The organism is Candidatus Woesearchaeota archaeon B3_Woes (assembly GCA_005222965.1).
GTDB lineage: Archaea > Nanobdellota > Nanobdellia > Woesearchaeales > B3-WOES > B3-WOES.
On sequence record NJBG01000001.1, the window covers coordinates 552,107 to 565,367 of the forward strand.

Below are 13,261 nucleotides of genomic sequence, written 5' to 3' on the forward strand. Positions count from 1 at the left end.
CAGTTGCCCAAAACATATTATCACCTAACCTTCTAAACCTTTAAAATATAAAAAAGTATCTATTCATACTCAGAATCTAAAACCTTTCTTATCTCTTCTGCTTTTTTAGGACCTATTTTAGCTACTTTCTCAAGTTTATCTTTTTTAGCATTAACAATTTTTTTAACACTCTTAAACTTCTTAAGCAAAGGTTTCGATAGTGTTGGACCAATGCCAGGAAAACTTGAAACAATATACTCTTGCTGCTCTTTTAATGTTAAAGGCTTTTTCTCACCATGCAAATCAAAATCTTTAGTAGTTGCATCCTGTTCACGCCTGGCAATCGCTTTCAACAAAGAAGCAGTTTCTAAACTACTTTTAGTTTGTATTATTGGAATACCATAACTAATAGCAATTGTTGCCAACATACCATGAATAGCATTTCTATGAACTTTTCTAACACTATAGAGGTCTTCCTCACCTTCAATAATAATCAAAGGCCTGGAAAAGTTATTCTTTAAATCTTTTAACTGATTTAACAACCTACCATCTATAATAGAATTAACAAAATCTTCAACAGTCTTGAATTCAACACCACACCTTGAACTCAAAACATAATCACCACAAACCAGCTTATCCAGTTTTATATCAACATCCAAATCAATTAAACACTTTATAACTCCAGAACTTTTCTCACGATAATCAGCAAATATTTTTACCCCTTTAATAAAAGAAGTTAATTTTTTCTCAGGCACAATACTTAAACTAAAAATCTGTTTTTTAAGACTATCCAAATTTCTATACATCCTCTTTTCCTTATGATAAGAACTCCACTTATAACCTTCATCTCTTGTTTTTTTAGCCATTAATATAACTACGCGCCCTTTTTCCTGCCGTCCAGTACGCCCGCGCCTCTGAATAGTACGTATTGCAGAAGGAATTGGCTCATAAAAAACAACCAAATCAACCTTAGGAATATCAAGACCCTCTTCACCAATAGATGTAGCCACAATAACATTAAATTTTCCTTCACGAAATTTGTCTAAAACCTTTTTCTGCTCTTTTTGACTTAAACCAATCCCTTTTTTCTTAGTTTGTCCAACAAAAAGTTCACTCTTAACACCTTTTATTTTATTAAGATTCTCTTTAATATCAAGAGCATTATCCCTGTACTGATTAAACACAATTACTTTCATATCTTTATTAGATTTAATCTCTTTATCAATTAAATTTTTAAGTTCAGTTAATTTTGGATGCTCAATATTATCAGAAACAAGCTTTTCAGTTTTAAATAAAGCAGATTTAAAATTTTCATCAATCACTAAATTCTTCACAGCCTTAACTTTAGTTTTAAAACTCTCCTCATAAATTCCTTTCAGGTATTTATGTAAAGTTATTACTCCTTGTGTTTCCAAAAGATCAAGAGCATGATAAACCTTCATGACTTCTGCAAGAACACTTATGGAACTCCACATAACAGGGTTTTTCTCACCTCTTGCAATATCTCCATGAATCTTTCCCTGTAAAGCCAATAACTCTCTTTTATTTACATAATTCAAATCAGTCCTTCTTAAAACTCCCCACGATTTTAATTTTTGAAGTCTTTCCTTTAAACAATCACTAAGATACTTATGAATTTCATAAAAAGCAGGAGTTAATTCTACCTTAATCCATTTTTCATCAACCTCTTGAACATACGGCTTAACATCTCCATCTTCATGAGTTCTAACCTCAATATTTTCAATATAAAGATTTTGACAAATCTCTTTTATTTTTTCCATATCACTTCCAGGAGAAGCGGTTAGAGCCAATATCCGAGGGTATTTAGCTATTTTATTATATTGTTTAGCCACAAAAACATAAGCATAATTTCCTACAGCACGATGAGCCTCATCAACACCTAATAAACTAACTTCTTCTAAATTAATTCTCTTAGAAATTATATCATTTTCTAATCCTTGTGGTGTTGAAAAAATTATCTTAGATGTTTTCCAAAGATCAGCCCTTTTGGCAGGACTAACTAATCCAGTAAATATAGATATCTTATCTTCAGGAATTTCAAAATATTTTTTAAAAACCTCAAAATACTGATCAATCAAGGGTTTGGTAGGTCCTATAAATAATATCTTAGAATTAGGATGTATCTTAAGTCTATATGAGGCCAGCATCAAAAAAATATTTGTTTTACCCAACCCAGTAGGCAAAACAACTAATGTATTTTTATTTACAGATGTGTTTAAAATACTCTCCTGATATAATCTTGGTTTAAAATTCTTTATCATCCCATTAAGAGTAAATTAAAGCCATTTAAATACTTTGAGGCAGTATGGCAAATGAAACAAAAATTAGTATTGTAAACTCTTTATAATCTCTCTATCATGTAGATAATAACTTATTGCAATGCCAAACACATAAAACAAAAGAATTATTTTATTACTACCATATCTGCTTCCAAGCATAAAACCAATCAAAAAACCAGTTAATATAATCACCCAGGGAGTTTTAAAACCTTTTTTTACTCTAAACCATATCCTCCCTCCCATTAAACCAGCTAACAACACAAGGGTGTAAGCAATAACCGCAGAACCAGAACCCAAAGCAGAAAAGAAACCAATAACTAATAAAACAAAAGCAAGAACTTCTGGCCAATCCATAAACAAATTTAATTTCATACTGCTTCAACCTTCCACAAGTGTAAAACCCATATTATTACCCCTACAACAAGAGAGAGCAATATTATGAGGAATATATTGAGATTAGATATTATTAAAAAAGTAGCACCAAGAATACTACCAAAAACAAATGCATAAGTTGCTCTTGAATAAAAGAATAATCTTGAACCATTTAAAGGAGGAATTGGCAAAATTGAAAAAAATGCAAACCACAAACTAACAACCATTCCTTTATAAAAAAATAAACTTCCAGGAAAAACAACCAACAATATTTTAAAGAATAAAGCCAAAAAAACAGTTGACAGAGAACCCCACATACAACAAAGACCTGTTTCAATCATATTTACACCATATCTAAACCACCCTAAACGATGAACACTCATATGATGAAAAAATATTCCACCTGGTGCCAAAACCCACAATACAAAAGGATGCCCCACACTTCCTGTTAGAGAAGCAGAAAAAAATGCCAAACCTAAACCAGTCAAAAGACCATACCACCACAATTTAAATTCTGCCCTGTAACCCCAATACAAAGCTATTAATTTTATAACAATAAGATGAGATCCTAAAACAATTCCAACAATAATTATTGATTCAAATAAATTAATCAATCCAACATTAAAATCAAAAGCATCTCCAGCCCCCCACTCACCAAAAGAAACAATAAATGCCAAAACCAAAACAGATATAACACTAGCCTCAATTTCGCTCTTGTTAAACCTAAAATAATGTCTAAATTTACTTATAAAATTCCTAAAACTAAACATTACCATTTCACCCATAATTTAGTCATAAGAATATATAAATATTTGGGTTTTAACTATAAGAATAAGTATAACTATAACTTACCACATCAACCTTTTTCTTCTTTATTAAATTAATTAAATCTTCCTCATGTCCGGCTCCAATAATCCCTAAAACTTTTTTATCATCATTAACACTAATTATTTTAGCTAATTTTGATGCCATAAATTCATTCCTTTCCTCAATCAAAACCTTATACAAACCAGGATATCTTTTCTTAACTTTATTAAGAATCTTATCAATAACCTTTTTATTTGGAACTTTTCTCAAATCAAAATCAATTTCCTTCTTCCTAAACACAACAGCTTTGATTATATCACTTAGTAATCTAAATTTTTCTTTCCAAGTAAACTCCTTAGAAAACCTTTTCAATGTTTTTTCAATATCCTGATCAATAACCATTATTTTTATTTTGTTTTTCTTTGCTAACCCGATTGCTTTTAACATTTCAGAACCAGGAGAAACCCCAACATACTGTCCTAATTTCTTTTCAGCATAAGCGCCAATTATACTAAACAAATAACCTTTTAATCCAACTTTTCTTATATCACTCAAACTAAATTTATTTCCTTTAACATTATGAACAAGAGCATATAACCTTTTTTTATCTAATTCTAAACAAACAATATCCGGCTTTAAATTAATAATGGATTTTTCTACATCATCCATACTTTGTTTAGCAATATGACTTGTTCCAATCAATGTTAAATTTTTATATTTCATATAAAAATAAAGAACAAATACAGTTTAAAAATTATCCTTTTTTATGATTAATACAATACTTAACAAGGTTGTTAATGTAATAATAAAATAAGGTAATGTTTTCTTTATTTTTTCATTTTTTGATTCATAAATTTGTTGTTTATAGTGTATACTTTCTGTGCATAAAAGCCGATTAAAAATATTAAATTCAGCTAAACTTATTGGATTTCCAAAATTAGGGCTATATTCTGCACTAAGACATTTAGTAGAATAAGAACCAGAACCACTAACAGATATCTCTTCTATAATCTCTTTATTTGTCTTCTGATTATCTTTATTAATTACAACTTTTAGTTTATAATCGCCATCTTCTAAACTTGAAACTTTGTTTGTTAAAGTTATGATTTCAGAAGAACCTACATCTATTGTAATATGTTTTTTATTTTGTTGTCTATCACCAGAGTAAGATTTGGATCCTCTATAAACATAACTCCATATGTCTACTTCAGAATCCTGATCATCATCATTTTTTATCTCTACATTAATATTAAATTCTTGTGAAGAACTTATTTTTTTAGGATAATTAATTAAGCTATAATCAAATTTTCTTGAGCTAAGGCTTGTAGAAGAAGTTTTTGTGGAGGATTTTCCGCATAAAGATGTTTTAATGCCTTCTATCTCTATTTTTTCTGAATCAGATTCACCAAGTCCTTCTACAACTACTATATGTTTGCCATCTTTATATTTTTCATCACAGTTTGGTTTTAATTGTATTGGAACAGTTAATGTGTAACCAGTGAATTTATTTTTAAAATGCATTGTACTCTTTTCAGTTGCCTTTTTTCCACTTTTAGTCTCAATATAAGCATAAACAGCATATTTTGAAGTGTCACCTCTATAAACATTTATTTTAGCCTTGACAATATCTCCAAATTCAGCAGAAGAAGGAACATCTGATATTTCTATAGATGACTCTGATTCTTGGTTTTCTTTATCTGTTTCTTCTTCAGAGAAAATAGTATCAACAACATTAAAGATGTATAAGTTACTTTCAACAGAAGAGCCTGAAAATCTTAACTTAGCCTGAATAGTTGCTGTTCCTATGTAGCTTTTATCAGGATCAATTTTCAGATATGCTAGATAATTTCCAGAGCCATTTTCCACTTTAGTAGAATTATAAACATAATAGGTTGTTGATTTCCATTTTTTATCATTTGTGTCATAAATTCTTCCTATTCTGGTTCCATTTTCATCTTTGATATCAATTTTAACATCATACAACCCATCAGAAAAACCTGAAATCTCAATTTTAATTAAAAATATAGTGCCATCATTCAAAACATGCGAAGGATAATTAAGAATAAAAGAGGGTTGGGAAGGACAAAAGTTATCTTTTCCTGGTGTTGGGGTATTTGTGCACCAAGAATTATTAAAAAATTGTAATGAATTTCCATCTCCATCTGCTCCAAAACTTTTATTATAATAAAAACTATCTATTAATGAATCATTAGAAGAATAAAGATTTACAATTTCCTGACCATTATTCAAGCCAAAAGAGACCTCAGCAATAGGGCAAGAAACATTCCAATACCGAGAAAAATTTACTGGTTTTTTTGCGAATATTAAATATCCACCAGCAGGTATATTTGTTTGATTCATAATAATACTTCGATTATATTCTTTAGATAAATCAGATTTCATATCAGAGATTTTCCAGCCGCTTAGATTAACAGAAGATGGACCATTGTTAAATACCTCAATCCATTCACAATAGGTATCTGAACACTGGTTTGGATTATACATTATTTCATTAATTATTATATTAGCAAATATTGTTTTTGAACTTAAGATTAATATTATTAAAAATAAAAATCTAATCCCACACCCCATTAATCTCTTGTTTACAAAATTTACATTTGCCATTAGAAATATTATTTTGGGATATGTTAAATTGCGCTCTTTCTATCAAAAGTTGATTGCATTTAGGACAATAGGTATTTCCTTGATTTTCCAGTTGAAGATTTCCAATATAAACATAATTAAGTTTGTTCCTCTCTGCTATTTTTTTAGCTTCTAATAATATTTCAGCAGAAGTAGGTGGCAAATGTTCCATTTGATAACAAGGATAAAATGCACTAAAATGCAAAGGAACATCATTTCCTAGATTAGAAGAAATCCATTTACACATTTCATCTATTTTTTCCATATTATCATTTAATTTAGGGATAATCAAATTTGTAATTTCAAGCAAAGTGTCTGATTGATGAATCATCTTTAAAGTATTTAGAACTGGTTGAATCCATGCATCACAAATTTCTTTGTAAAATCTGTCTTCAAAAGATTTTAAATCAATATTTGCAGCGTCTAAATAAGGTAATAATTCTTTTAGAGGTTCTTCATTAATAAAACCATTACATACAATAACATTTTTTATCCCTTTTTTCTTAGCTAATTTTGCTGTTTCAAGCACAAATTCATAAAAAATAATTGGTTCATTATAGGTATAAGCAATTATTCCACATCCAGAATCAATTGCTTCTTTTACAACTTGTTTTGGAGTAAATTTTTTTGCTTTAGTATCTGGTTTTATTTGAGAGGTAGTCCAATTTTGGCAGAACTGACAATGCAAATTACATCCTGTTGTGCCAATAGAGAATACTTGTTGACCAGGCATAAAATGAAATAAAGGCTTTTTTTCAATAGGGTCTATTGAAATTGAACATAAATTTCCATAGACCAAAGAATAGAGTCTTCCTTTGATGTTTTGTCGAGCATTACAGTTACCAAATTTGTCCGGCTTTATAATACATTTTTTAGGACATAAATGACACTGTACTATTTTATCTCTTAATTTTTCATAATATAATGCTTCTATTGGCATATTAAAAACAATAATAAACCAAGTTATTAATATTTTGTTATTTTAGTGTTGATGAATTGGTTCTATTGATTTAGGAAGCGAACCCCTAAATGTTGCTAATTCTTGTTCTGATACTTTTGGAGTTTGGATTTCATAAGGTTGTCTGCAATATCTACATCTCATTGTTCCATCATCATAAAATTTAAGGGGGATGTCTTCATTTACAACTCTTGTAACACAATTATCATTTTGACATAAGAGATACACAAATTTCTCAGATACTTCTCCCTCTCTTATAATATTAATTGTTGCTTCTGGTGACATCAAAGCAATTCTTTTCAATTCTCTATTTGTAAGTTCTGGCAAATTTGTTTTTAAGAATGTTTTTTGGTGTTCAGAGAGAGACGCAATAACAGAATCATATCTTCTTTTTTCTAATCCCAACTCATCAGCGATTTGTTTACCAACACCTTCAACCAAATGGTCTATAACCACGCCATCTGAAATTTTATCAATATATAAGACTCCATTTACTCTTTCTTTCCCTGTTCTTTGCAATCTATTATTCCCATGTTCCAGCGCTGAACTTAAACTTCCACTAAATGTCGTGTATCCTTCATATTTTAACATTTCATAAAGCAAAGCCTTTCTCATTAAAACACCATTTTCTGCTTGTGGAAAAAATCCTTGCACAGAACTAAAGAAAACCCTATAATCAATCTCTGCAATTTCACTATTTACAGGAAGAGGATGCATAACTTTAACATCTAATCCGTCAACTTTACTCAAATCAATTCTGGCATCTCCCATAAATCTTATTACATCTTCTTGAGTAACTCCTTCCATTCTTTCAAGTTGAGGTCTAGTCATATAATAGAATTCAGATTGTCTCATAACATCTTTTACAGTTTGCTCTCTAATTACATTAATTCCTCTTGATTCTAACAAACTTGTTAAATCAGTTGGCATAGCTAAGAAATCATCTGCAGACCATCTTATTGTAATATCATCAAAATGAGATAATGCCAAACTTAAAGATCTTATTGTTCTACCATAAGCTAAATCTCCCCCAAGACCCATATTTAAACCATTTAATCGACCATCATTATACATATATAATGTAAATATATCAAGCAAAGCCTGTGTTGGATGCTCATTTGTTCCATCTCCTCCATTAATTACAGGGATATCAGCAACATCAGCAGCCCATTGTAATGAACCATCAAGAGGATGCCTCATAGCAATAACATCAAAATGATTTGCTTCCATCATCTTTATTGTATCCCTTATTGTCTCTTTTTTCGTTACAGATGTTCCTTCTGTTCCTACAAAACCATCTCTTTGACCGCCAAGTTCGCGTATAGCTGTGTTGAAACTTGTTCTTGTTCTTGTACTTGGTTCATAAAACATAGAAGCCAATGCTCTGTTTGTAAGTTGATGAGAAGAATCATATCTTTTGCCATTTTTCTCTAAATCATACATTCTTTGTGCTTGTTGACATAGATAAAGAATTTCTTCTTTTGTAAAGTCAGTTATTGAAATTATATCTTTATCTTGAAAGTCTATTTCCATTTTGTTTACCTCTCCTTTCTCCAATATTTATCTTTTCACCTGATGTTGTCAATTAAAACACCCCTTAAAGAATTCTTTATCGCTTTTAATAATTTGGACCATACTAAAAATATAAGAAATGAACTATTCTTTAAATATTTTATTGTAATCCAGTAGTTATGTCGACGAGAAATTAAAAAGGTTACCCCTATCAAAAACTTAGAATATACCTATTTTAGAATAGTAATAGAATTTAAATATTTTTTGGTGATACAAAAGATATATTTGATTATGTTCTATTTACTGTAACAAATCTTTTAAATAGATGAATGATCTTAATATGGGGGAGTTGAATGTTGGACGATTTAAGACATAATTGTGGAGTTGTAGTAGCCCATACGCTTCATGATGCTTATTCTTTTGGAGAATCTCTTCAACCTAGAGGGAGAGAAGCAGCTGGACTTGGAGCAATAGGCGACGATAGAATAGATGTTGTTAAATGGAAAGGTCCAATTAAAAGATTTAGTATTACGGATTTACATAGAATTTTTCCAGGACATAATTATCATACTTATTTTTTTCATACAAGATATGCAACAAGAGGGAGAAAAGATGAAATTTTAGAAGATGCACATCCTATCACAATAGGTGGACGAACTGAAGGCAACGGAGACCATGTTTTTATATTAGATTGTGAAGCAGCCATTATACATAATGGTCAAGTCAATGGGGGGTTTTTTAAAGATATAGACTCTAATTTAGTAAGAACAGGAGGCGACTCAGAATATTTACTACATTTCTTTAGACAATATAGTGAACGTGAAATTCTAAGAAATATTCCTGGAGCGTATACTTTAGCAATTGCAGATAAAGGAAGAAAAGATGTTGTTGTGTTAAGAGATAGAACAGGTATGAAGCCAGGGGTTTTAGGTTGGAAAGATGGGAAAGTCGTAATGGCTTCAGAAGACGTAGCATTCAACGAGAATGGAGCCACAGTGATAGAAGAATTAACTCCTGGTTCTATTTATTATCTCCACCCACAGGGAGATTATAGAAAAGAGCAAGTTATTGATTCCAAATTAAAATCTTGTTTTTTTGAGTATAATTACATTGCTAATGTGCTTTCAACATTAGGTGGAGTTAGTGTAAGAACAGTAAGATCTTTAATGGGAGAAGCACTTGCAAATGATCCAGATATTTCTAATATCATTGAAAATATTGATATTGTGACTTACATGCCTCGTTGTCCCGAACCAGCAGCAAGAAAATTCGCTGAAAAAATAGGTAAACCATTTGAATTTGTTTTTTATAAGCCAAATGACGAAAGAGCATTTCAAGGATCAACACTTGAAGAGAGAGCAAACTCTATACGTGGAAATTTATTTCTTATACCAGAAATTAAACAAAAAATAAAAGATAAAGTTGTGGCTGTTGTTGACGATAGCTTAGTTAGAGGAAATAATTCAACTCATGCAAGGAATCTGCTTTATAATCAAGCACAAGTAAGAGAAGCACATTTGATAAATTATACTCCTCCAATTGGAATAATTGGAGACGATGGAATCCAAAGAGGGTGTAGTTTTGGTGTAGATATGCCTCAAAATGATAAGTTTGTTGCAAGAGATAGAACATTAGATCAAATAGCAAAACACATTGGTATGCCAGTTCATTATCTCTCTTTAAAAGGTATGTTAGGAGTATTTGCTAAACTAGGTATTAATAAAAAAAACCTATGTTATTTCTGTATTGGTGGGAATGAGCCATTTAAATTAGAAATCTAAGTGAAAACCAATGAAACCTTTTTCTTGTTACCATTAGGAAATACTCCACAAAGTTTTTAATAGACGAGCAGTTTTTATACTATATAACTAATGGGTGGTACTAACAATGCATTTTTTTAAGAAAAAAAAAGGAGACCTAGATTTAGATTTACCTCCACCGCCAAAACCTGGTTCTGAAATGACTAAACCTAAAGAAAAAACAAAAGAATTAGAACCTGCTCCCCATCAATTAAAAAAAAATGAAGCGAAAGACAAGTTTCCTCATATTCATGATATCAAAGATCTTGAAAAAGATCTACCTCCTTTGCCTGATTTAGAAGAATTAGAAAAAGAATTGCCTCCTTTAAGAAAAATGGGCAAAGAAGAACTTCCAAAATTAAAATATCCTGAAATAGAACACGAAAAAGAACCTGAACAAATAAGCGCAGGACCTATTGAAAAACCAGAGTTAACTCAAGACGAAAAACCTATGCTAAAAGGACCTGTTTTTGTAGGTGTTGGTTCATATAAAAATGCACTTAGTGATATTATTCTTATTAGAAGCAAAATAAAAGAAAGTGAAGATTCTTTGAAAAGATTAAACGAAATAAAAAATTCTAAAGATAAATATTTTGAACAGTTCAGATTTAAATTAGAAGATCTTCAAAGAAAAAGTGTGTATGTTGATAAAAATTTATTTGAAGGGGGGATGTCAAATGAATAGTCAGGAAATGCCTATTTTTGTTCGAATCGAGGAATACAAAGAAGTGTTAGATGTTATGGAATTAATAAAAAATAAAATATCACAAGCAAATAGTATTCTTGGTAAAATAAACGAACTAAAAAACGAGGAAGATGCTGAATTAGAAGCATGGAAAACAAATCTCGAAGAAATAGAAAGAAAAGTAGATAACATAGATAGTTCTCTAATTGAACCAGAGTCTGTTTAAAATGACCGAAGAAGATACATTTTATGTTGGAGTTAATGATTCAGCTAATTTACGGAAGGAATTGCTTGGGTGCTCAAAAGAAGCAATATATATTCTAAAAAACTACGATAAAATAAATTCTATAAGAAAAGACAAGATTGAAAAAATAATAGAATTACAAAAAATACTAGGAGAGATAAAAAAATTAAATAATATATTAAGAGAAAGATTACCTTCTGAAAAAGTAAGAGCGAAATCTTTAAAAACAAAAAAAAGAGTTGTGAAAAAAACAACCATTAAAAAAATTATCCCAAACGTTGTTCCAAAAAAACAAGATAATGAAATACAACAGTTAGAAGGGGAATTAAGCGAAATAGAAAATAGATTAAGTAATATTGGTGTTTAGGGAAAGGTTTTTATAATACATTCTGATTCTAAAATTTTGTTTGAGGGGATGCCGGAGTGGCCAAACGGGATAGTGTTTGGTAACATATGGTACTAAACATCCAAACTCAAGTTATTGAGTAATGAGGTCTAACAAGGTCGATGAAATACTCGTATGCGCCATCTATTGGCTTAGTGCCTACTAGGGTTCGAATCCCTATCCCCTCATTTTCTCTTTACAAAGATTTTTATAGTATAAAATTTGATTTGTTAACTATGATAGAAATAACAGCAGTTGGTGGTTATAATGAGGTTGGAAAAAACTGCACCGCTATAAACATTGACGGAGACGTTATTCTTTGTGATTTAGGATTACATCTTGAAAATTATATCAAATACACGGATTCTGAAGAAGAAGACATAAGAAAGATTAGTGGAGCAGCATTAATGAAAGTTAAAGCTGTTCCTGATATAAGCGCCATAGAACATATTAAAAAAAAAGTTAAAGCAATAGTTTCAACGCACGCACATCTAGATCATATTGGGGCAATTCCATATCTAAGCAACAAATTTGATTGCGATATATTTGGAACTCCATTCACAGGAGCAGTTTTGAAAACTATCTTAAAAGACGAAGGAATTAATCTAAAAAACAACATCAAAATATTGAATGTTAATTCTATTTACTCTCTAACAAAAAACATTAAAATTGAGTTTATCAACATGACTCATTCAACCCCTCAGACTGTGATGATAGCTATCCATACAAAATATGGTATTATTGTTTATGCTAATGATTTTAAGCTTGACAGCTACCCTGTTTTAGGAAAAAAAGCAAATTTTGAAAGACTAAGAGAGATAGGAAAAAAAGGAGTACTCGCTCTAATATGTGATTCATTATATTCCCGCGATTCCAGAAAAACTCCTTCTGAAAGTGTTGCAAAAGAAATGTTAAAAGATGTTTTATTAGGAACAGATTCAAAAGACAAGCTTATTGTTGTAACAACATTTGCTAGCCACCTAGCAAGATTGAAAAGTATTGTTGATATTGGTTTGAAATTAAACAGGAGAATAATATTTCTAGGAAGAAGTTTAGCAAAATATACTCAGGCAGGAGAGGATATAAGAATTATAAAATTCTCTGATAAAGTAGAATTAATAAAATATGGTAAAGCAGTTAAAAAACGTTTAAAATTAATAAAAGACAATAAAAGAAGCAAATATATGCTTGTTGTAACAGGGCACCAAGGAGAACCAAAAGCTGTTTTGAGTAAAATAGCCAACAACGAAATTGAATTTAAATTAAAACCAGAAGACCATGTAATATTTTCATGTAAAACCATACCTACAAAAACAAACATTGAACAAAGGGCTTTTCTTGAAAAAAGATTAAGAAAAGTAGGGGTTAGAGTTTTCAAAGATATACATGTTTCAGGTCATGCAGGTAGAGAAGATTTAAGAGATTTATTGAATATATTAAAGCCAAAACACATATTTCCTGCACATGGTAATATGGAAATGATGAGAGGAATGGAAGATTTAGCATTAGAGATGAAATTCAATAAAAATAACATTCATTTGATGAAGAATGGTTCTAAAATAAAGATTACATAGTTA

General features: G+C 30.3%; 12 protein-coding genes. 5 read left to right on the plus strand and 7 right to left on the minus strand.

The genetic code is table 11. The annotated features are described in order from the left end of the window. Window positions 1-59 precede the first annotated feature (59 nt). The 7 genes from CEE44_02960 to pyrB all read right to left on the minus strand — a co-directional run bounded on the left by CEE44_02960 (window position 60) and on the right by pyrB (window position 8,616). A complete protein-coding gene (locus tag CEE44_02960; GenBank protein TKJ17469.1) occupies window positions 60-2,261 on the minus strand; it encodes a hypothetical protein in 2,202 nt (733 codons plus the stop codon). Window positions 2,262-2,324: 63 nt separating this feature from the next. After that, on the minus strand, window positions 2,325-2,651 hold the full coding sequence (locus tag CEE44_02965; protein ID TKJ17470.1) for a hypothetical protein: 327 nt from the start codon (window positions 2,649-2,651) through the stop codon (window positions 2,325-2,327). After that, a complete protein-coding gene (locus tag CEE44_02970) occupies window positions 2,648-3,436 on the minus strand; it encodes a hypothetical protein (protein ID TKJ17471.1) in 789 nt (262 codons plus the stop codon). Before CEE44_02970 ends, CEE44_02965 begins: the two co-directional genes overlap by 4 nt. Window positions 3,437-3,470: 34 nt before the next feature. After that, on the minus strand, window positions 3,471-4,181 hold the full coding sequence (locus tag CEE44_02975) for a hypothetical protein (protein ID TKJ17472.1): 711 nt from the start codon (window positions 4,179-4,181) through the stop codon (window positions 3,471-3,473). Window positions 4,182-4,205: 24 nt separating this feature from the next. Continuing rightward, entirely contained in the window at window positions 4,206-6,083 is a 1,878-nt protein-coding gene (locus CEE44_02980; GenBank protein ID TKJ17473.1) for a hypothetical protein, read from the minus strand. Then, a complete protein-coding gene (amrS, locus tag CEE44_02985; protein TKJ17474.1) occupies window positions 6,034-7,041 on the minus strand; it encodes an AmmeMemoRadiSam system radical SAM enzyme in 1,008 nt (335 codons plus the stop codon). Before amrS ends, CEE44_02980 begins: the two co-directional genes overlap by 50 nt. A gap of 42 nt (window positions 7,042-7,083) precedes the next feature. Continuing rightward, window positions 7,084-8,616 carry an aspartate carbamoyltransferase gene (gene pyrB, locus CEE44_02990; protein ID TKJ17475.1) on the minus strand — a complete coding sequence of 511 codons (1,533 nt, stop codon included), beginning with the start codon at window positions 8,614-8,616 and terminating at the stop codon, window positions 7,084-7,086. A gap of 308 nt (window positions 8,617-8,924) precedes the next feature. Between pyrB and CEE44_02995 the strand changes: the two genes are divergently transcribed. The 5 genes from CEE44_02995 (at window position 8,925) to CEE44_03015 (ending at window position 13,258) form a co-directional block, all read left to right on the plus strand. Next, the gene (locus CEE44_02995) at window positions 8,925-10,352 is read left to right on the plus strand and encodes a hypothetical protein (protein TKJ17476.1); all 1,428 of its coding nucleotides are present in this window, start codon (window positions 8,925-8,927) and stop codon (window positions 10,350-10,352) included. A gap of 106 nt (window positions 10,353-10,458) precedes the next feature. Continuing rightward, window positions 10,459-11,055: a hypothetical protein gene (locus CEE44_03000; protein ID TKJ17477.1), complete on the plus strand. Its 597-nt coding sequence runs from the start codon at window positions 10,459-10,461 to the stop codon at window positions 11,053-11,055. After that, the gene (locus CEE44_03005) at window positions 11,012-11,281 is read left to right on the plus strand and encodes a hypothetical protein (protein TKJ17478.1); all 270 of its coding nucleotides are present in this window, start codon (window positions 11,012-11,014) and stop codon (window positions 11,279-11,281) included. The genes CEE44_03000 and CEE44_03005 overlap by 44 nt, the downstream gene beginning before the upstream one ends. Before the next feature lies 1 nt (window position 11,282). Continuing rightward, on the plus strand, window positions 11,283-11,666 hold the full coding sequence (locus tag CEE44_03010) for a hypothetical protein (GenBank protein TKJ17479.1): 384 nt from the start codon (window positions 11,283-11,285) through the stop codon (window positions 11,664-11,666). A gap of 140 nt (window positions 11,667-11,806) precedes the next feature. Continuing rightward, complete coding sequence (locus CEE44_03015; protein TKJ17480.1) at window positions 11,807-13,258, plus strand: ribonuclease J; 1,452 nt, start codon at window positions 11,807-11,809, stop codon at window positions 13,256-13,258. The last annotated feature ends 3 nt before the right edge of the window (window positions 13,259-13,261 follow it).